Source organism: Bacillus sp. RCC_6_1 (genome assembly GCF_041360755.1).
Taxonomy (GTDB): domain Bacteria; phylum Bacillota; class Bacilli; order Bacillales; family Bacillaceae_G; genus Bacillus_A; species Bacillus_A cereus.
The window spans coordinates 1,113,546-1,134,643 of the sequence record NZ_JBFUPV010000002.1; the positions used below are offsets into that span (position 1 = coordinate 1,113,546).

Genomic DNA, 21,098 nt, shown 5'->3' on the forward strand with positions numbered 1-21,098 from the left:
AATTCATTATTATTTATTCTAATTAGTTATGTACTATCGGTGAATGCCGTTTTCTAATAGCTCAGTAAATGCATGAATATGAATAGGTTTACTGTAATAATAACCTTGAATAAACTGACATTTATTTTTTTGAAGGAAATTTACGTGCTCTTTCGTTTCTACACCTTCAGCAATGACAGACATTCCTAATGTATTTGCTAATGTGATGATCGTTTTAATAATTTCCATTCCATCATCACATGTTTCAGACATTGTAATAAATTCTCTCGGGATTTTTAACGTATCAATTGGATACAAAGGTAAGTAGGCTAGCGAAGAATAACCTGTACCAAAATCGTCGATAGAAATGTGAATCCCTAAACTTTTTAGTGTACGCAGTTTTATCAATGTTTCTCGCTCATCCATCATTGCAATTCGCTCTGTTAATTCAAGATCAAGAGAGCTTGCTGGTAAACCTGTATTTGTTAAAGTAGAAGAAATAGACTTTACAAAATCCTCTTGTTCAAATTCTTTAGCAGATAAATTTACACCTATTTTTAAATGTGAATATCCGAGTGCGTGCCAACGTTTCATTTGCTTGCAAGCCTGCTCTAATGTCCATTTTCCTATTGAAATAATTTGTAGTGTTTCTTCTGCAATCGGAATAAACTCGTATGGAGAAATAATACCTAATTCAGGATGATTCCACCTAATTAAAGCTTCTGCACCGATAATTTTATTAGATTCACTATCAACTTGAGGTTGATACAAAAGGAACAATTCTTCATTTTGTAGTGCGTTTGGTAAATCTTTTTCTAATCGTAATCGTCTTTCAATTTTTTTAGCGATTACATCGTCATAAATAGAGACAGAGTTAAGCTCTTTTGCTTTTGCATCATACATTGCAACATTAGCGTTTTTCAGAAGTGTAGCGGTATCGATTCCGGAATGTGGATAAATAGCGATGCCGATACTCAGTGATAAAGTTAATTTATGCTCATGTATGATAAATGACTTTTTCATGCATTCAAATAATTGGTTACATAATTGGAATAAGTAATCTTCGTCAGTATAGTTTTCAATTATGATTGTAAATTCATCGCCACCGATTCTTGAAAGATGAGTATGTGATGGAAGACATGATTGGAATCGCTTTGCTACTTCTTCTAATATGTAATCTCCTGATGAATGTCCAAGTGTATCGTTAATTGCTTTAAAGCGATCTAAATCTAAATATAATAATGCAAACTCGCTTTCTGTTATTTTAGCATTTTTTATAACTCTCTTTAATTTCTTATGGAAAAAGGCACGGTTCCCAATTTTCGTTACAGTGTCATGGAATGCTAAATATTTTATTTCTTCTTGCTGTTTTTTTAGTGCAGTAATATCTTTCACCATAATATAGCTTCCTGAAATTTGTCCGTCTATTATAATAGGAATGATTGTAACGTATAAAAAATAAGTAAAGCCATCTTTATATTGAGAACTAAGTTGTAAGAATGCCGATTCTTGTTGTTTCACTTTTTCTAATGCCAATGCTAGCTTATGCTTATCTTCATCTAAAATGATCGAAAAACAAGTTTCACCTAGTAACTCATCCGTTGGTGCCCCAAGTAGTACACTCCCAGCCTTATTTACATTTAAGAATATTCCATTTAAATCAATGGTGAAGATAGGGTCAGGATGATATTCATATAATGATTTAAACTTTTGCTGTTTTTGAGAAAGAGCCTCTGATTTATGAACTAAATCAGACGTCCGTAAAGTAACTTTTTCTTCTAGTTGGGCATTAAATGCCTGCAAACGTTTTGTTAAGGAATTGTTTTGCATACGTACGATAGAATGACGAATGAGTACGAAAATAAAAGTAATACAATTTCCTGTAATGAGAGTTGAAGAGGATGTTTGTTCTTTTAATGTAAACCCGATTAGTATTGCAACAGCAAGATAAGGAAATACAACTAAAGCTTTTTTTCCTATTATAGGGTTTACAAGGAAATAATTTTTATGGCTATTATGATCTTCTGAAATAGAGCCAGCTATTGCAATAAGTAATATAGGTATTCTATATAAAAGACGTAATAATATTATAGTTTCAGTTGATAAGTGGTTATTTAAGTAAAAATAAATATAGTTAAAAGTTGCAGAACTTATTAATACAAAAATAAAGATATAAATTTTCCGTTTGGAATTAAAAATTGTTGGACGGAAAAAGAGACTAACACCTAGCAGTAGAAATAATAAATCTGCAATTGGGTATAAAAATGAAAGGAAAACATCTCCTAGTGAAAGAGCGAATATATTTAAATTTGGTTGATTAAATAAATACCATTCTAATGTGAATATGGAAGTAAGCACTATGCATATATCACAAATAAAGAACGCTTTTTCCCATTTATTGCATTCCTTTAAGATTTTATAGCAGAAAGCGATAAGACAGAAAAATAGAAAAAACATGTAAAATACATCAGAAACCGTAAAACGATGTATTGGAATTTCGAAGAAGCTATCTTGATATGTATATACTATTTTTCCTAATAAAAAACTACCAATTGCTATTGTAATACATATCCAAAACGGATTTGAACTGACTTTCTTAGAATATATAGAGTAAATCAGTGATACAAATGTAATGGCTTCAACGACAAGTGAAGCGAAGCGTACATCTGAATTTGAAAAATGAGTAGGGAACAGATAGAAAAACATAAAATAAATTGAATAGCATATTAATGTTCCGATTAATATACATAATTGTAAATTTTTATTTAATTTCAATGAAATCACCTTCTTTAATTATGCACTATGTTCGTTATATCTATACATAATAATATTATTTAAGAATTGTATCAGATTTCCTTATAAAAATCATGTTTATAAGGAAGGTGTTAAAGAGTGTAAGTATTCTTAAGGTTGAAAAAATATTGCGGTTGATAGTATAGACTGTATCAAGACTTTAAATAGAAATTGTATATTTAGTCATCCTTTGAATTGTAAAGTTTTTTTAGTGATTTGTAAGTGGAGATGCAAAATTGCATATAAAATGATGAGTATCTTTTTTTTGGTGAGATTTTTATTTTTAATCTGAAAATTAACATTTGTAAAAATGTTGGGAAAGGATATAAAATAAGAACGTGTATTCTTACAGAGTGGAATAGTATTGCCACTAAATAGGGAGGCTTTTTTATGATATATCGAATTAAAGATGCAGAAATATACTATGAAATTGTGGGAGAGGGTAAACCAGTCATTATCATACATGGCTGTGCCCCTGACCATAGGTTAATGATGAAATGTATGGAATCAGTATTTCAGAAATATGAAGGTTATAAGCGAATATATATTGATTTACCTGGAATGGGAAAATCGAATGCTCCAAATTGGATAAATAGTTCAGATCGTATAGTAGAAGTGCTTATCACATTTATTGAGGAAATCATTTCTACTGAAAAATTTTTATTGGTAGGAGAATCATATGGAGGCTATTTAGCTAAAGGTATACTTGCAAAGATGTTTGAGAGAGTTAGCGGATTACTATTAGTATGTCCTGTTGTTGTAGCGGAGCCAGAAAAAAGGATTCTTCCAGATAAACAGGTAATTGTACAAGATGAGGAATTTTTAAATACGCTCACTTCCACAGAAAGAGAGGAATTTTGTGAGTTAGCTGTAATAGCAAATGAATATACATATAAGCGATTTAAAGAAGAAATTAAGCCTGGGTTAGATGTTGCTAATTATGAATTTATTGAAAGGTTGCAAAAGAATTACTCTCTTACTATGGATTTTCAGCGTGAAAAATATGAAAATCCCGTTCTTTTACTGACTGGAAGACAAGATATATCAGTAGGTTATCAAAATATTATAGAAATTATTGAAGAATATCCAAGGGCAACATTAGCAGTGTTAGATATGGCAGGGCATAATTTGCAAATTGAGCAGCCTGAATTATTTGAGAGTTTAGTAGGAGAATGGATTAGACGAACAAATCAGCACAGTTTATAAAGTATTGTAGTATTACGCCTAAGTGTTGAAATGGGATAAATGAACGTGATTTATTAACTTATCTCGCTATTTTCCTGTAAAAGCCCGATTAGTAAGGGCTAATTAAAGTTTCACTTTATAAAAAATTTTAAGGAGAAATTATGAGCACATATATTTATATGGTTAGACATGGTGAATCACCAAAACTAGAAGGAAATGAAAGAATGCGCGGGTTAACTGAGAGGGGACATATGGATGCCCGTAGAGTAACTGACATATTAAAAGCGGAGAGGATTGATACTTTTATTTCCAGTCCTTATAATCGGGCTATGCTAACGATAGAGGAGTCAGCTAATTTCCATGAAAAAGAAATAGTAGTATATGAAAATCTTAAAGAGTGTATGTTTTCAAGTGAGGATCAGGTTATATCAGACAAAGAGGTGTATCCACTTGTACAGAAGATGTTCTCTAATCCGGACTTTGCACGAACGGAAGGAGAGTCATATGCAGATTGCCAGAGAAGAGTAGTGAAAGTATTAAAAGAAATCTTATTGGATTTTCAAGGACGCAAAATTGTAATTGGTACACATGGGCTTGTCATGACATTAATGATAAATTATTTTGATAAACAATATGGTTTTGAATTTTTAATGAATACGTCAAAACCGGATATATATAAGATGGAGTTTAAAGAAGAACAATTAATGAATGTGGAGAGATTATGGAAAGAGGAATAAAATTAGTTGCATGGATTTTGTTGTAAAAGTTACTTTTATAGCAAAGTCTTTTTTTTTTGAATAGAAAGCATCTTTATCAACTATTTTTAGAATGTTAAATAAATAAGTAATTATTCAGTCTTTGAATAAATTATGGAGAAATTGGTTTAGGGAAACAATTTTAAATGTGTCAAAACTCCAAACGTTGGATTTATATTCAATAGGAGAAAAAGATGTAGAATTTTGTCTTACAGTCCCCGTTTACTTTTCATTTCATTACATATAGGCTTTGTGGTGTAAGGGGGACATTGCCTTTACACAAAATCTATAAGGAGGTCATTGTAATGAAACAGATTAAAAAGTTTGCGGGAGTTGCTTTAGCGGGGACGATTGGATTAAGTGGACTACTGTTTTTAGAACCAAGTGTAAGCGTTGCGGAAGCACAGCAAGTGAGAGTGGAAAATTTCAATACAATTGATGTAACGATGAATCTAAATGAATTGTATGTATTAAGTGGCAGAAGTATTGATATTCTTTCTGGAGATAAAGAAGCAATTCAGTTAAATAAATACACAATTAGTTTTAATAAACCTGGGAAGTATGTGATTAAAGTAAATGGCTGTATTTATGATGATGTATATACTTTTATTGTAAATGAGTAGTATATATTCTTAAATTGCGAGATAAAAACAGAAACACCCTATTTGCGATGAGAGTCGTAAATAGGGTGAATTTATTTGTATTAAGCTGTACTTTAAATATGTTCACTAATTTTCTTTTTGTTATGTAAAGTATGTAAAAGTGTTAACAATGTAAATGAAATATACATCTTCACAGTCAAAAAAGTTAAAATATTTCGTTTTAAGGATTATAATGGAGGGAGAAACATAAAAGGGAGTGAATGAACTTGAAACAAGAACTTATTGAAAGATTTACGAGATATGTAAAAATTGATACGCAATCAAATGAAGAAAGCCATACAGTACCAACAACACCAGGACAAATTGAGTTTGGTAAGTTATTAGTGGAAGAGCTAAAAGAAATTGGTTTAACAGAAGTAACGATGGATGATAATGGCTATGTAATGGCAACACTTCCAGCTAATACGGACAAGGATGTTCCTGTAATCGGATTTTTAGCCCACTTAGATACGGCAACAGACTTTACAGGGAAAAACGTCAAACCACAAATTCATGAAAATTTTGATGGTAATGCAATTACGTTAAATGAAGAGCTAAATGTTGTGTTAACACCAGAGCAGTTCCCGGAATTACCATCATATAAAGGACATACCATTATTACAACTGATGGTACAACACTTCTAGGAGCAGATGATAAAGCTGGTCTTACAGAAATTATGGTTGCAATGAACCATTTAATACATAATCCGCAAATTAAGCACGGGAAAATAAGAGTAGCATTTACACCGGATGAAGAAATTGGTCGTGGGCCAGCGCATTTTGATGTAGAAGCGTTTGGTGCATCATTCGCTTATACGATGGATGGAGGTCCATTAGGTGGTTTAGAGTATGAAAGTTTTAATGCTGCAGGTGCTAAGTTAACGTTTAACGGAACGAATACACATCCTGGAACAGCGAAAAATAAAATGCGCAATGCTACTAAACTAGCTATGGAGTTTAACGGGTATTTACCAGTAGAAGAGGCGCCAGAATATACAGAAGGCTATGAGGGATTCTATCATTTACTTTCTTTAAATGGTGATGTTGAGCAAAGTAAAGCGTATTATATTATTCGAGACTTTGATCGTGAAAATTTCGAGGCACGTAAAAATAACGTTAAAAATATTGTGAAGACTATGCAAGAAAAATATGGCGAAGATGCAGTCGTTTTAGAAATGAATGATCAATACTATAACATGCTTGAAAAAATTGAACCGGTAAGAGAAATTGTTGATATTGCATATGAAGCAATGAAAAGTTTAGACATTGAACCAAATATTCATCCGATTCGTGGAGGCACAGATGGATCACAATTATCATATATGGGATTACCGACGCCGAATATTTTCACTGGTGGTGAAAACTATCACGGTAAATTTGAGTATGTTTCGGTAGATACTATGGAAAAAGCTGTTCAAGTTATTGTGGAAATTGCAAGACGTTTTGAGGAGCAAGCTTAAAAAAGAACCAAGTAGTACGAATGTGCTACTTGGTTCTTTTAATATAGTACTCGCCACAAATAAAAAGTCGCATAAGACTCCCAATTAGCCCAGTTTGCCGCGAAATCTTTTATTTCATTTTTAGTCGGTTTATTTTCGGAGCCTGTTATAAATTTAATTGCATTATGCAGACCAACATCATCAATTGGAAAAGCTGAAGGAAATCTTAAACAACGCATTAAAACATAGTTGGCAGTCCATGGTCCTATACCATGGATAGCGGTTAATTGTTTCTCAGCAACCTTTACATCTTGTGTTTGCAGTAAATCCTCTTTTGATAGTTTTCTCTCTGTAATAAGCTTCGCAATACCGATTAAATATTCACATTTTCTAGTCGTCATTTTTAATTGTTGGAGATCTTCTACATGTAGATTTGCAATTGTTTCAGGTAATGGGAATATCCAATGCTTTCTACCGTCCCATTCTACATAACTGCCAAATTGCTCAACTAATCTTCTTTTTAGCGTATAAGCATATGTTAAGTTAATTTGTTGACCGATAATTCCCCAGGAAAGTGCCTCAAATAAGTCTGGAATACCTAAAGTACGAAGGCCATAATATTGTTCAATTGGTCCTTGAAGGAGTAAATCATGTTTAGCTAATGTATAAAAGGGAGCTAAATCAGTAGTTAAATCAAACCATTCTTTTACATAGTTAGCTACAGTTTCACGTATCGATTTTTCAGATGTATATGATTCTTCTAAACAACGTATTTGAATATTGCCATCTGTATTCACACTAATTTCAACTAAAGGATTTACATCTTGAACAGGGATAACTTTATAAATTTTGTTATCTTCAATATGAAACATACATTCATTGTTAGAACGTGATAGATAACGTAAATTTTCTTGGAAACAAAATTCTTTTGGAACTGCTATAGATAATGCGCTATTATATTCTGCTGTCATATGAATTCCACCTGTAACTTTTCTAATGTAAGCAATTTTTTCTTCATTTCTAATCCACCCCTAAATCCGGTTAGTTTCCCATTCTTCCCAATAACACGGTGACAAGGAATAGTAATAAGGAGAGGGTTAGCAGCAATAGCAGAAGCAACGGCGCGCACAGCTTTAGGTTTTTGAATTTTTTCAGCAATTTCTGTATAAGAATATGTCTTTCCATAAGGAATTTCACGTACCGTATTCCAAACAGATAATTGAAAATTAGTTCCATAAGCATCGATAGGAAATGTAAAAGTTTCTCGCTTGTTTTCTAAATACTCGATAACTTCTTGCGTATATATTTGCAAGTAATCTGGACTATGAATCAATATATGTTGGGGCAGTTTTTTTCTAGCCCATATATTTAATTCTTCAAAGTTTTCGTCTTGTGATCCAATGAAACATAGTCCATTTTCAGTTGCAGCAATATGAAATCGCCAATTTTTATGTGTAAGTAGCGTCCAATATATATAATTATTTTTGTAGGAATTCATTATCGTATCCCTCTTTCATTTTGTTCTTTTTTCGATATTCAGTAGGAGTAAATCCGGTTTTCTTTTTAAATAAAGTTGCGAAATACTCTGGGTTTTCTATCCCGACAGCAGTACTAATTTCTTTAATAGATTGATTTGTGTGTAAAAGGTATTTGGTTGCTTTAAGAACCCTGAATTGTTGTATATATTCTATAGGAGTTAGCCCTATTATTCTTTTGAAAGTACGCTGTAAATGAAAAGGGCTACCGTGACACATTTCCGCAAGCATGTCGAGAGTTAAGGATTCGTCATAATGCTTTTCGATATAGTCTTTAATTTGTTCTACCCACTCTTCATTAGGTAAAGTGATCCCATTTGGCTTACAACGTTTGCACGGGCGAAAGTTTTCGCTTAATGCTTGCTCTGCATGATGAAAAATTCGTACATTGTTTCTATTCGGTATTCTTGATTTGCATGATGGCCTGCAAAAAATTCCAGTTGATTTCACAGCATAAAAGAATTTGCTATCATAGGAAGAATCGTTATGAATAATTGCTTGCCAATACTCATTTGTTAATGTAACTCCTTCATTGTGCAAAGAACATCACCTCTGAAATCAGTATAACCTGAATAAAGTGCGTATGTATGTATTCATAAATGTAAGAGCAAGATTACAAAGGTGAAAATATCGGATGGCGTTTAGATTATTTTGTTGTTTCGGAAAGAATGAAAGACCAGATAACAGAAGCGAAAATTAATAGTGAAGTGATGGGATCAGACCATTGTCCAGTTGAATTACATATAAATTTCTAAAAAAAGAAGTATCTCCCTAATATTAGGGAGATACTTCTTTTTTTAATTCAGTTTGTTAAAATTTTTCAAATCATTCTTGAAATAATTTCATATTAAATATATACTTAGTAACGATAATCATTATCAGTGAAAATGATTATCAAGTGATGAAGGCGTAAAAGAATTATAGTCTAGGGGAAGTGAACGTGAATGAGTTCTGGATAAAATTATTAATCTAATGAAATATATATATGGGATAAGATTCATATAGTTAAATTCTATTGAGAATATAGTTTGAAAATTTGAGAGGAGACATATAAAGATGAACAAGAAATTATTTACTTTAGGGATGGTTACAGTTTTAAGTGTAGGTTTAGCGGCATGTAATAGTGCGGATAAAACTTCAGGCGAGCAAAAACAACAGACAAAAGCTACGGAAACGAAAAAAGATGAAAAACGAAAAATTACATATTTAGGTAAAGAATATACAGTGCCAGCAAAAGTAGATAAAATTGCGACAGCTAGTTTAGAGTCAATGGAAGATGCGGCAGTACTTGGAATTAAACCAGTTGGTGCCATTACTGTAGGTGGTAAACTACCAAAATACCTGGAAAAAGAGTTAGAAGGTGCGAAATCTGTTGGTGAGAAAATGCAACCCAATTTCGAAACATTACTACAATTAAAACCAGATGTGATTACATCAAGTACGAAATTCCCAGCAGAAACAGCTGAAAAGTTTACGAAAGTAGCTCCTACATTCCCGGTATCACACGTTTCAACAAATTGGGAAGATAACTTAAAGTTAATGGGAGAATTAACTGGTAAAAAAGATAAAGCAGAAAAAATTATTAAAGACTACAATTCAGACGCTGAAAAAGCAAAAGCAAAACTAGGAGATAAGTTAAAAGATAAAAAAGTACTTGTCATTAGACTAAGAGCAAACGAATTATTCCTATATCCAGAAGGAGTATACTTCAACCCTGTAATTTATAAAGATCTTGGACTAACTGCTCCAGAACAATTGAAAACTGTAAAAGCACAAGAGAAAATTTCATTTGAAAAACTTGCTGAACTTAACCCAGATTATATTTTCTTACAATATGAGGCAAGTGAAAATAAAAATCCAAAAGTGTTAGAAGAAATTGAAAGTAATCCAATTTGGCAAAGTATGAATGCTGCGAAGGAAAAGAAAGTATTTGTAAACGTTGTAGATCCAATGGCACAAGGTGGTACTGCTTGGAGTAAAACTGCCTTCTTAAAAGAAGCAGTGAAAAATTTATCTAAATAATACAATAAGTAAGGTGCGTTGAATGATATGCAGAAAACAAATGCAGTACCAGTAACTATATTATGTATAGCACCCATACTCATCTTATTTACAGTTATACTTTCGATTTTGTATGGGGCGAAAAGTATTGATGCTGAAACAGTGTGGAACGCATTATTTCATTTTGATTCAAGTGATGTAAATCATAATATTATTATTACTTCACGTTTACCAAGGGTAGTTGCAGCTCTTTTAGTCGGAGCATTTCTAGCCATATCAGGAGCACTTATGCAGGGGATGACAAGAAACTATCTTGCATCCCCTTCTATTATGGGTGTGACGGATGGTGCTGCCTTTGTTATTACACTTTGTATGATTTTTCTTCCAGGAATGTCATCAATTGGTATGGTTATATGTTCAATGATTGGTTCTGCACTCGGAGCCGGTATCGTGTTTGGTTTTGGTTCGCTCCTTCAAAATGGCTTATCACCAGTTAGGTTAGCGATTATAGGAACAGTTATTGGAACATTTTTAAGCAGTGTATCGGCTGCAATGGCTTCGTATTTCCAAATTTCTCAAAATGTTAGTTTTTGGTTTAATGCAAAGTTAGATCAAGTAGATCCTAATATAATTAAAATCACGATACCGTTTGGGATAATTGGAATAATCTTAGCATTGTTAATATCAAAATCTATTACCATTCTTTCATTAGGCGAAGAGGTTTCTATTAATTTAGGACAGCGTACAAAACTAGTTAAAGCGATGGCAATTTTATCGGTAATTTTTTTAACAGGAACAGCAGTTGCTTTAGTGGGGAAAGTTGGTTTTGTAGGTTTAATTATTCCGCACATTACCCGCTTTATAATTGGGGTAGATTATAAGTGGATTTTGCCATGTGCAGGTGTTATTGGTGGCGTTTTCTTAGCGTTATGTGACGTTTTGAGTAGATTTGTAAACTATCCATTTGAAACACCTATTGGAGTCGTTACCTCCTTAATTGGAATTCCTTTCTTCCTTTATTTAATCCGTACTAGAGGAGGAGAGAGACATGCTTAAAAGTTCAAGTCAACGTTTCGGAATGACGATGGGGATTATTATATTTTTCATACTATGTGCTATCTATATTAGTTTAACAAATGGTACGTTCGACATTACGATTACAGATGTATTTAAAACACTTTTTAGAATTGATCCAGTACCAGAACATGATTTAGTTATTTTTGAGTTTCGTCTTCCGCGTATCGTAATTGCTGGATTAGTAGGATTAGGCCTTGGTGTTGCAGGTGCTGTTATTCAAGGGATTACGAGAAATGGATTGGCGGACCCAGGTATTTTAGGAGTAAATGCCGGAGCGGGAACAGCGATTGTCATTTTTATGTTTTTCTTTCAAGGACAATTAAAAAGCACAGACTGGGTTTCTATTATGATGATGCCAATGTTTGGTTTAGTAGGTGGATTAGGTGCAGCTATCATCATTTATCTGTTTTCTTGGAAAAACGGTAAATTAGATTCGCAGCGACTTTTATTAACAGGGATTGCAATTGGATCGGGATTTGGAGCTTTTTCTATGTACTTATCACTCAAAATGAAGTCAACTGATTTCGAGATGGCTGCAGTGTGGGTGTCTGGAAGCATATATAGTGCGAACTGGAAGTATATTGTGGCTATGTTACCATGGCTTATTATCTTAATTCCACTTATACAAAAGAAAGCTTATTTATTAGATTTATTCCAATTGGAAGAAACGAGTATTACAAGTTTAGGTGTTTCAGTAGAAAGAGAGAAATCGATTTTATTATTAAGCAGTATCGGGCTTGTGAGTGCATGTGTTGCTGTTTCAGGGAGTATCGGTTTTATTGGCTTAATGGCACCGCATATAGCGAAAAGACTTGTCGGTATTCAACATAAGTATATAATTCCTACGTGCGGCGTAATCGGAATGTTTCTTGTAATTGCCTCAGACTTTATTGCAAAAACAGTTTTCACACCTGTAGAGTTACCAGTTGGAATCGTTATTTCTATTGTCGGTGTACCGTATTTCTTATATTTACTTTATAAGGCGAAAGCGTAAGAGGAGGAATAAAAGTGAGTATTTTAAGTGCAAAAAATTTAGAAACAAGTTATGAAAAGCTTACAGTGTTTCGCGATTTAAATGTGGAAATACAAGAAGGAAAAGTAACGACAATTATAGGTCCAAACGGTTGCGGTAAATCGACATTGTTAAAAACAATGGGAAGAATTTTAAAACAAAAAAGCGGAAAAGTATATTTGCAAGGGCAAGATTTACATACAATTTCAACGAAAGAAATTGCGAAGCAGTTAGCTTTACTCCCGCAAACTCCAATTGCACCAGGTGAACTTAAAGTGGAAGAATTAATTTCTTATGGACGCTATCCACATCGAAATAACGTAAATAAGTTAACGACAAAAGATAAAGAAATGATTGATTGGGCATTAAATATAACGAAAATTTCTGAATTTCGAACGAGACAAATTGCAAATTTATCAGGTGGTCAAAGACAAAAGGTATGGCTAGCGATGGCATTAGCACAAGAGACAGAAGTGTTGCTATTAGATGAGCCAACTACATACCTTGATATGTCTCATCAATTAGATGTATTACAAATTGTGGAGAAGTTAAATAAAGAACATAATTGTACGGTTGTTATGGTATTACATGATATTAACCATGCAGCAAGATTTTCAGATGAAATTATTGCAATGAAGGAAGGAGAAATTGTTACAACTGGTAGCCCAGAAGAAATCATTACAAATGAAGTATTAAAAGAAGTATTTCATATTGATGCACGTGTCATGATTGATCCGTATAACGGGGCTCCTGTTTGTTTCGGTTATGATAGCGTTGTATCTCAAGAAGAAAAAATCGAAATATATGTAACAAGTTAAAAAGGGGGGGATAGGGTGAATACTACAGTTGAAAAACAGCAGATTATAATATCTAATACAGAACAATGGAAAATGTATTCAAAATTAGAAGGTAAGGAATATCAAATTCATATTTCAAAGCCGAGGCAACCAGCACCGGATTCAGGATATCCTGTCATTTACGTATTAGATGGCAATGCCTTTTTTCAAACATTTCATGAAGCAGTTAAAATACAATCAGTAAGAGCGGAAAAAACTGGTGTTTCACCAGCTGTTATAGTAGGAGTGGGTTATCCAATTGAAGGCGCATTTTCAGGGGAAGAAAGATGTTATGATTTTACGCCTAGCGTAATTTCAAAAGATGCCCCTTTAAAACCAGACGGTAAACCGTGGCCTAAAACAGGAGGAGCACATAATTTCTTTACTTTTATTGAAGAAGAACTGAAACCACAAATTGAAAAGAATTTTGAGATTGATAAAGGTAAGCAAACGTTATTTGGGCATTCTTTAGGTGGATTATTTGCTCTCCATATACTATTTACAAACTTAAATGCTTTTCAAAATTATTTTATTAGTAGTCCATCTATATGGTGGAATAATAAATCCGTACTTGAAAAAGAAGAGAACCTTATAAATGAATTAAACAATGCTAAGTTTGAAACAGGAGTGTTCCTTACAGTTGGGTCACTAGAACGAGAGCATATGGTTGTAGGTGCAAATGAATTATCAGAGCGCCTTCTCCAAGTAAACCACGATAAACTTAAATTTAAGTTTTATGAAGCTGAAGGGGAGAATCATGCATCTGTTGTGCCGACGTCTTTAAGTAAAGGGTTGAGATTTATTAGTTACATATAGGAAAAAAGGTTATGGATGAAACATTCCATAACCTTTTTTGATATGTAGAATTGTCCTTTTTGAAAGTTTTGTTTCAACTTTTCGTCTAAAGAGACAAAAAGTTGTCACAAAACGGTCACAATTAGCATAAACATAAAATAGACGAAATGAACTTATTTCCAAAAAGGCTCGGTTTATTCCGATCATGATTTGTAGAGCTGAAAAAGTATGGATTAAAAGTTCACTATATTCCCAAGGAGGTAGATCGTATGAAAACTATTCTTGCTATCGCTGGACTTATTTGGGTTCTATCGCATGGCATCCCAATTTATGAAGGAGAACAAATTCGCAGTGCTCTGAATAAAAATTTTAATGAATATCATATCATTGACCGGCAAGATAATGTTGTAACAGTTCGAGTAAATGACTGTTTTCATACGGTAACCGTTGAAGGAACTTCAGTAGTGAATGATACAAAAGTATGCGATCAGCAATAATCATATATGGAAAGAAAAAACTCTTGGATTAAATAGCTGAAAATTAAGTTTTTAATATTATAGACAAAGAATAAGCGGGGGCGGGTAATCCCCGCTTATTCTTGTTTCATTTTATTGAACTTTGATGAGAGATATAATGATTTTTTTGAAAAAAAGAAAGGGTATACTGAAAATTGAGATTAAGAAGCTAATGCGTTGTTAAGAATAATCATAAAGCGGAAATATACTCATATGGGGTATCATACATAGATAATTAATGCTATAATTGGTATACTCGTAAAAGCAATTGTTTTATTGGATGAAGAGAAACTTTAAGAAGGTGATAATATGGGTCATAAAGAGCATGAAGCGGTAACACATAGATCAGAAAAAGAAAAAGAACAAATTATAAATAGATTAAAGAGAATTGAAGGACAGGTCCGCGGTATTCAAAATATGATTGAAAATGATCGTTATTGCGTGGATATTTTAGTGCAAATTTCAGCGATTAATGCAGCGATGAAAAAAGTAGGAATGGGTGTATTAAAAAGCCATACAAGTCATTGTGTTTCAGGTGCTATTAAAGATGGCAATGGTGACGAAGCAATTGAAGAATTAATGACTGTATTTGAACGTTTTTCAAAAGCGTAAAAACAAGCTAGTATGTCACTGGCTTGTTTTTTTTTGTTTACCTTCATAATAAGGTTTCGGGGTATTGATGTGAAAAAGTGTGTGTAAAATAAACTTTTAGAAAATAATTGAAAAATCATGATACAAAACCATTGATTACCTTAGGGGGGTATGGTAAGATGTAATTGTGATTAACAAAGAATGAAGAAACAAGAGGAGGATTTTAAATGGAACAGTTAACATTACAAGTTGAAGGTATGTCTTGTGGACATTGTGTAAATGCTATCGAAAGCAGTGTGAAAGAGCTAAACGGTGTTGAACAAGTGAAGGTTCAATTAGCAGAAGGAACTGTTGAAGTTACTATCGACTCGTCTGCCGTAACATTAAAAGATATCGTTGCTGTAATCGAAGACCAAGGATACGATGTTCAATAATTATTTTTAGATATGGAAATAAATCGTACTTTAAATGAAGTACGATTTATTTTGCTAATAATTATACCTCATAAGGGTATATAGAGGTGAGAGACATGAATGAAAAAAAAGAGGCCAATCTTCAAATATCAGGAATGACATGTGCGGCATGTGCAAATAGAATTGAAAAAGGTCTAAAAAAAGTAGAAGGTGTTCATGAGGCGAATGTAAATTTTGCACTTGAAAAAACAAAAATAATGTACGATCCAACTAAAACAAATCCGCAACAGTTTAAAGAAAAAGTTGAATCGTTAGGATATGGAATTGTAAGTGATAAAGCTGAATTTACTGTTTCAGGAATGACATGTGCAGCATGTGCAAATAGAGTTGAAAAGCGTTTAAATAAGTTAGATGGTGTGAACAAAGCGACAGTAAATTTTGCTTTAGAATCAGCTACAGTAGACTTTAATCCTGATGAAGTTAATGTAAATGAAATGAAGAGTGCGATTACGAAGCTAGGATATAAATTAGAAGTGAAACCAGATGATCAAGATGCATCAACTGATCATCGATTACAAGAAATTGAAAGACAAAAGAAGAAGTTTATTATTTCGTTTATTTTATCTTTCCCATTATTGTGGGCAATGGTTAGTCATTTCTCATTTACGTCGTTTATTTATTTACCGGATATGTTAATGAACCCTTGGGTGCAACTAGCACTTGCAACCCCTGTTCAATTTATCATTGGTGGACAGTTTTATGTTGGAGCTTATAAAGCGTTACGTAATAAAAGTGCGAATATGGATGTTCTCGTGGCGCTTGGAACGTCGGCCGCGTATTTCTATAGTGTATATTTAAGTATTCAATCTATTGGTTCTTCGAAACATATGACAGATTTATATTTTGAAACGAGTGCGGTACTTATTACATTAATTATTTTAGGTAAATTATTTGAAGCGAAAGCAAAAGGGCGCTCATCAGAAGCAATTAAAAAATTGATGGGTTTACAAGCGAAGACAGCTACAGTTGTGCGAGATGGAACAGAAATAAAAATTTTGATTGAAGAAGTAGTAGCTGGTGATATCGTCTATGTAAAGCCTGGTGAAAAAATACCAGTAGATGGTGAGATTGTAGAAGGAAAGTCAGCAATTGATGAATCGATGTTAACGGGTGAAAGTATTCCTGTTGATAAGTCAATTGGGGATGTAGTAATAGGTTCGACAATAAATAAAAATGGATTTTTAAAAGTGAAAGCAACTAAAGTAGGAAGAGATACTGCATTAGCTCAAATTATTAAAGTAGTAGAAGAGGCACAAGGTTCAAAAGCTCCTATTCAAAGGGTAGCAGATCAAATTTCAGGTATTTTCGTACCGGTTGTAGTTGTGATTGCGATTATCACATTTGCAGTATGGATGATATTTGTTACACCTGGTGATTTTGGCGGAGCACTTGAGAAAATGATAGCAGTACTTGTTATCGCTTGTCCATGTGCATTAGGTCTTGCAACGCCTACATCTATTATGGCAGGATCAGGAAGATCAGCAGAGTATGGTATTTTATTTAAAGGTGGAGAGCATTTAGAAGCAACGCACCGATTAGATACGGTTATTTTAGATAAAACGGGTACAGTGACAAATGGGAAGCCGGTGTTAACAGATGTAATTGTAGCAGATGGATTCAATGAAAATGAACTGCTTAGATTAGTAGGGGCAGCAGAAAGAAATTCTGAACATCCACTTGCAGAAGCGATTGTAGAAGGAATTAAAGAAAAGAAAATTGATATCCCAAGTTCAGAAACGTTTGAAGCGATTCCGGGATTTGGTATCGAATCAGTTGTAGAAGGAAAACACTTATTAATTGGTACACGTCGATTAATGAAGAAATTCAATATTGATATTGAAGAAGTTTCTAAATCAATGGAAGCGCTAGAACGAGAAGGAAAAACAGCAATGCTTATTGCAATCGATAAAGAATATGCTGGTATAGTTGCCGTTGCAGATACTGTAAAAGATACTTCAAAAGCAGCTATCGCAAGACTGAAAAAAATGGGTCTAGACGTTGTGATGATTACAGGAGATAATACACAAACTGCTCAGGCAATTGCAAAGCAAGTTGGTATTGATCACGTAATTGCAGAAGTATTGCCAGAAGGAAAAGCAGAAGAAGTGAAAAAACTGCAAGCAAATGGTAAGAAAGTAGCGATGGTTGGAGACGGGATAAATGATGCTCCTGCTCTTGCTACAGCGAACATTGGTATGGCAATTGGAACGGGAACGGATGTAGCGATGGAAGCAGCGGATATAACGTTAATCCGCGGTGACTTAAATAGTATTGCTGATGCGATCTTTATGAGTAAAATGACGATAAGAAATATTAAACAAAATTTATTCTGGGCATTAGCTTATAACGCGTTAGGAATTCCAATTGCGGCATTAGGTTTCTTAGCCCCTTGGGTTGCTGGAGCAGCGATGGCATTTAGTTCTGTATCCGTTGTATTAAATGCATTACGATTACAAAGAGTTAAATTAAAATCTTAAAGAGCTACATTAAGTAATTGAATAGAATTAAAAAACAATACTTTGAATAAGTATTGTTTTTTTGTTCGTATAGAAATTAAAACGATATAATAAAGCAGAAATATAGAATCGTATGTAGTAGAAAAGTTAAGAGGTAGTTTCGTAAGGAGACTTATATATGTTAAAAGATATTATAATTAGAACATTCCAGAAAGAAGATTTAGATCAAGTATTACAATTGTTCTATGAAACAGTTCATACGGTTAATGCAAAAGATTATAATGAGTTACAGCTACAGGCGTGGGCACCGGAGCGACTAGATAGAGAAAATTGGTTACAGTCTTTAGAAAAGAATATTAGCTATGTAGCGGATCATAAAGGTGTGATTGTGGGGTTTGGGGATTATAACGATGATCGTTACGTAGATCGTTTATTTACGCATAAAGATTATCAAGGGAAAAGAGTCGCTTCATACATACTACAGAAGTTAGAAAAAGAAGCAGTGAACCTAGGGCATAGGGAGATATATACAGAGGCGAGCATTACCGCAAAACCTTTTTTTGAAAGTAAAGGTTTTATTTGCATAAAAGAACAAAAGAAACAACATAATGGTCAGATTTTTATTAATTATGTTATGAAAAAAATATCCTTCTCATAAATGAGAAGGATATTTTTCATTATTTTACAGCTTCTTTTAGTTCTTTACCAGCTTTGAAAGCAGGTACTTTAGAAGCTGCGATTTGCATTTCTTCACCAGTTTGTGGGTTACGGCCTGTACGAGCAGCTCTTTCACGAACTTCGAATGTACCGAATCCGATAAGTTGTACTTTTTCACCAGCAGCTAAAGTGTTAGTGATTGATTCTACTACAGTTTGTACAACTACAGTAGCTTCTTTTTGAGAAATCTCAGCATTTTGTGCTACGTTTTTAATTAATTCTGTTTTGTTCATGTTTTTCACCTCATATGTAAATAATGCTATTTAAGTTGTTATTATAACGTATAAAACATTCGAGAACAAGTGTACGTACATATATTCGCAAAAAAAATGAAATTTGTAATATTTTTTAGGGCACTTTATAGACATTCCATTTAAGCGGACAGAGATTTGTTCTTCATTTCAGTCTTCTCTTGATGAGCAGGTAGTTTCTTATTATAAGATATGAAGTAAGGTAGTGCTACAAATAACATACCTCCTACTAAATTTCCAAAGAAAACAAAAATAAAGTTTGGAAAATATTCAGCCCAAGTGAAATGACCGGCAAAAATGGCGGCTGGGATGACAAACATATTGGCTACAACGTGTTGAAATCCAATCGCAACAAAAGTCATAACCGGGAACCAAATACCGATAATCTTTCCGATAAATTCTTTACTTCCCATACTGAGCCAAACAGCTAAACAAACGAGCCAATTACATCCGATTGCAGAAATAAATGCTTGCAATGGTGTATCTTGTAGTTTCGCTTGAGCGATAGAAATAGTTTTTGCTAAAAAAGCTCCTTCAGTTAAGCCAACGATATGACCGAAAAAGTAGGCTACAAATACAGCCCCTATGAAATTGCTAAATGTAACAATAACTAAATTTCGTATGAAATAAAATAAAGTAATTTTCTTTTGAAGCCAGGCCATAGAAACTGTCATCATGTTACCAGTTACTAGTTCACCGCCTGCAAGAATAACGAGAATAAGGCCAATAGGGAATACAGCAGCGCCTAGAAAACTAGTAAATGATCCCCAAGCCTTTGGCATTGTTCCAATAACATGAATATCGAGTAAATACCCTAATGCTATAAAAGCACCGCCAAAAAAACCGAGAATTAACATAGGGAGTAATGATAAATGAGCTTTTTTTCTTCCGGAATTAGCAGCAAGTTCCGTAATTTCTTCTGGTGTAAATACAGACATGAATAACCCCTCCGTAATAAAATGATGGAATGAATAGAAAAAATTTCGAAAATCTATGTATTATAAAAATATGTTATGACTTCTGTATAAAATTGTCAAAGTGAATAGAGAGGGAATTACATATTGATAACATTGTTCATGTTGTCACATGAATGTAACAATAAGGATTTAAAGTGTTTCTAGAGGTGAAAACATGAATACGAATCATGTAAAAAAAGAACGGAAAAAATCAATCGTAAAGATATTTATTATTAGTTTTATAAGTATATTAATGATACCAGTAAGTTTGTATTATTATGCGACAGAAATAGAACGAAAACTAGTAACAGTTACGTGGAATGAAATAGAAGCTTCTACAATTCCTAAAGAGTTTAATAATAAAAAAATATTGCAGTTTTCAGATGTACATTTAGGACCAGAGTTTACACTGAAACAACTTGAACATTTAGTGGAGAAGATGAATGAATTACATCCAGATATAGTAGTTTTTACCGGAGATTTAATAGATAAATTTGGGTCTTATAGTGCGGAAAGAGAAGAAGCGAAGGTTATTTTGCAGAAAATTTACGCTCCCTTAGGGAAATATGCTGTGTTTGGGAATCATGATAGGGGCGGGGGCGGTAGTTTATTTTACAAAAAATATATGGAAGAAGCTGGTTTTTCTGTATTAGTAAATGAAGTGCAGAAAATTAAAGTGGAAAACGGCAAATATATTATAATATCAGGTTTGGATGATTTTCTATTAGGGAAGCCGCAAATAGATTCAACTTTAAAAAACTTGAAACAAAATGATTTCAACATGTTATTAGTACATGAGCCGGATGTTGTAACCAAAATAAATCGTTACCCAGTTGATCTTCAACTGTCAGGACATAGTCACGGAGGACAAGTCCAAATTCCTTTTGTAGGTCCGTTAATTACTACCAAACTAGCTGAGCACTACGTTGAAGGTATGTATGAAGTAGAGGGGAAGAGTAAGCCGTTATATTTATATGTAAATCGTGGCATTGGGACTACTAGGATGCCTGTTAGATTTTGTAGTGTACCTGAACTTTCAATTTTTGTGTTGAAGCAAAATAGTAACTAGAATATTTAACAATATGATTCCA

At 33.3% G+C, this 21,098-nt stretch carries 21 protein-coding genes and 1 pseudogene; 16 read left to right on the forward strand and 6 right to left on the reverse strand.

From position 1 onward, the window contains the following. Nucleotides 1-33 precede the first annotated feature (33 nt). Nucleotides 34-2,754, reverse strand: a complete 2,721-nt coding sequence (locus AB6801_RS11935; protein ID WP_000773555.1) for a putative bifunctional diguanylate cyclase/phosphodiesterase — start codon at nucleotides 2,752-2,754, stop codon at nucleotides 34-36. Nucleotides 2,755-3,162: 408 nt separating this feature from the next. Here AB6801_RS11935 and AB6801_RS11940 point away from each other — a divergent pair, with 408 nt between their 5' ends. From AB6801_RS11940 to pepT, 4 genes are all read left to right on the forward strand, one after another. Further along, the gene (locus AB6801_RS11940; RefSeq protein WP_000640336.1) at nucleotides 3,163-3,978 is read left to right on the forward strand and encodes an alpha/beta fold hydrolase; all 816 of its coding nucleotides are present in this window, start codon (nucleotides 3,163-3,165) and stop codon (nucleotides 3,976-3,978) included. 140 nt (nucleotides 3,979-4,118) lie between these two features. After that, a complete protein-coding gene (locus AB6801_RS11945) occupies nucleotides 4,119-4,694 on the forward strand; it encodes a histidine phosphatase family protein (protein WP_000109177.1) in 576 nt (191 codons plus the stop codon). 323 nt (nucleotides 4,695-5,017) lie between these two features. Next, on the forward strand, nucleotides 5,018-5,335 hold the full coding sequence (locus tag AB6801_RS11950; protein WP_000809497.1) for a hypothetical protein: 318 nt from the start codon (nucleotides 5,018-5,020) through the stop codon (nucleotides 5,333-5,335). A 245-nt stretch (nucleotides 5,336-5,580) separates the two neighbouring features. Further along, nucleotides 5,581-6,813: a peptidase T gene (gene pepT / locus AB6801_RS11955; protein WP_000807014.1), complete on the forward strand. Its 1,233-nt coding sequence runs from the start codon at nucleotides 5,581-5,583 to the stop codon at nucleotides 6,811-6,813. 38 nt (nucleotides 6,814-6,851) lie between these two features. Here pepT and AB6801_RS11960 read toward each other — a convergent pair whose 3' ends face one another. Genes AB6801_RS11960 through AB6801_RS11970 form a run of 3 tightly spaced genes read right to left on the reverse strand, consistent with a single transcriptional unit; the run spans nucleotide 6,852 to nucleotide 8,867 of the window. After that, nucleotides 6,852-7,763 (reverse strand): DNA glycosylase, encoded by a 912-nt coding sequence (locus AB6801_RS11960; RefSeq protein ID WP_097995200.1) that lies wholly within the window; start codon nucleotides 7,761-7,763, stop codon nucleotides 6,852-6,854. After that, on the reverse strand, nucleotides 7,760-8,290 hold the full coding sequence (locus AB6801_RS11965; protein WP_001089838.1) for a methylated-DNA--[protein]-cysteine S-methyltransferase: 531 nt from the start codon (nucleotides 8,288-8,290) through the stop codon (nucleotides 7,760-7,762). The genes AB6801_RS11960 and AB6801_RS11965 overlap by 4 nt, the downstream gene beginning before the upstream one ends. Continuing rightward, nucleotides 8,271-8,867, reverse strand: a complete 597-nt coding sequence (locus AB6801_RS11970) for a bifunctional transcriptional activator/DNA repair enzyme AdaA (protein ID WP_061655409.1) — start codon at nucleotides 8,865-8,867, stop codon at nucleotides 8,271-8,273. Before AB6801_RS11970 ends, AB6801_RS11965 begins: the two co-directional genes overlap by 20 nt. Nucleotides 8,868-8,944: 77 nt before the next feature. Here AB6801_RS11970 and AB6801_RS11975 point away from each other — a divergent pair. The 11 genes and pseudogenes from AB6801_RS11975 to AB6801_RS12025 all read left to right on the forward strand — a co-directional run. Continuing rightward, a pseudogene (locus AB6801_RS11975) lies at nucleotides 8,945-9,082 on the forward strand (exodeoxyribonuclease III); the annotation flags it as partial. Nucleotides 9,083-9,383: 301 nt separating this feature from the next. Further along, nucleotides 9,384-10,349 carry an iron-hydroxamate ABC transporter substrate-binding protein gene (locus tag AB6801_RS11980; protein ID WP_001035506.1) on the forward strand — a complete coding sequence of 322 codons (966 nt, stop codon included), beginning with the start codon at nucleotides 9,384-9,386 and terminating at the stop codon, nucleotides 10,347-10,349. A 27-nt stretch (nucleotides 10,350-10,376) separates the two neighbouring features. Further along, nucleotides 10,377-11,384: a FecCD family ABC transporter permease gene (locus AB6801_RS11985; protein ID WP_001173053.1), complete on the forward strand. Its 1,008-nt coding sequence runs from the start codon at nucleotides 10,377-10,379 to the stop codon at nucleotides 11,382-11,384. After that, nucleotides 11,377-12,399, forward strand: coding sequence for a FecCD family ABC transporter permease (locus AB6801_RS11990; RefSeq protein ID WP_000920436.1), 1,023 nt, complete (start codon nucleotides 11,377-11,379; stop codon nucleotides 12,397-12,399). Before AB6801_RS11985 ends, AB6801_RS11990 begins: the two co-directional genes overlap by 8 nt. A gap of 14 nt (nucleotides 12,400-12,413) precedes the next feature. Continuing rightward, nucleotides 12,414-13,235: an ABC transporter ATP-binding protein gene (locus tag AB6801_RS11995; protein WP_097999672.1), complete on the forward strand. Its 822-nt coding sequence runs from the start codon at nucleotides 12,414-12,416 to the stop codon at nucleotides 13,233-13,235. 15 nt (nucleotides 13,236-13,250) lie between these two features. Further along, the gene (locus AB6801_RS12000; RefSeq protein WP_001098697.1) at nucleotides 13,251-14,069 is read left to right on the forward strand and encodes an alpha/beta hydrolase; all 819 of its coding nucleotides are present in this window, start codon (nucleotides 13,251-13,253) and stop codon (nucleotides 14,067-14,069) included. Nucleotides 14,070-14,317: 248 nt separating this feature from the next. After that, a complete protein-coding gene (locus tag AB6801_RS12005) occupies nucleotides 14,318-14,545 on the forward strand; it encodes a hypothetical protein (RefSeq protein WP_000849103.1) in 228 nt (75 codons plus the stop codon). A gap of 327 nt (nucleotides 14,546-14,872) precedes the next feature. Beyond that, nucleotides 14,873-15,175: a metal-sensing transcriptional repressor gene (locus AB6801_RS12010; RefSeq protein WP_097999673.1), complete on the forward strand. Its 303-nt coding sequence runs from the start codon at nucleotides 14,873-14,875 to the stop codon at nucleotides 15,173-15,175. Nucleotides 15,176-15,381: 206 nt separating this feature from the next. After that, nucleotides 15,382-15,588, forward strand: coding sequence for a copper chaperone CopZ (copZ, locus tag AB6801_RS12015; protein WP_000436973.1), 207 nt, complete (start codon nucleotides 15,382-15,384; stop codon nucleotides 15,586-15,588). Nucleotides 15,589-15,683: 95 nt separating this feature from the next. Then, entirely contained in the window at nucleotides 15,684-18,104 is a 2,421-nt protein-coding gene (locus AB6801_RS12020) for a heavy metal translocating P-type ATPase (RefSeq protein WP_001003182.1), read from the forward strand. A gap of 157 nt (nucleotides 18,105-18,261) precedes the next feature. Next, complete coding sequence (locus AB6801_RS12025; RefSeq protein ID WP_000910158.1) at nucleotides 18,262-18,741, forward strand: GNAT family N-acetyltransferase; 480 nt, start codon at nucleotides 18,262-18,264, stop codon at nucleotides 18,739-18,741. 19 nt (nucleotides 18,742-18,760) lie between these two features. Here the strand turns inward: AB6801_RS12025 and AB6801_RS12030 are convergent, their stop codons facing one another. Together AB6801_RS12030 and AB6801_RS12035 are read right to left on the reverse strand one after the other, a co-directional pair. Then, a complete protein-coding gene (locus tag AB6801_RS12030; protein WP_001043904.1) occupies nucleotides 18,761-19,033 on the reverse strand; it encodes an HU family DNA-binding protein in 273 nt (90 codons plus the stop codon). 140 nt (nucleotides 19,034-19,173) lie between these two features. After that, on the reverse strand, nucleotides 19,174-19,989 hold the full coding sequence (locus tag AB6801_RS12035) for a formate/nitrite transporter family protein (protein ID WP_000110530.1): 816 nt from the start codon (nucleotides 19,987-19,989) through the stop codon (nucleotides 19,174-19,176). A gap of 193 nt (nucleotides 19,990-20,182) precedes the next feature. Here AB6801_RS12035 and AB6801_RS12040 point away from each other — a divergent pair, with 193 nt between their 5' ends. Next, nucleotides 20,183-21,076 carry a metallophosphoesterase gene (locus AB6801_RS12040; RefSeq protein ID WP_001095345.1) on the forward strand — a complete coding sequence of 298 codons (894 nt, stop codon included), beginning with the start codon at nucleotides 20,183-20,185 and terminating at the stop codon, nucleotides 21,074-21,076. Nucleotides 21,077-21,098 lie beyond the last annotated feature (22 nt).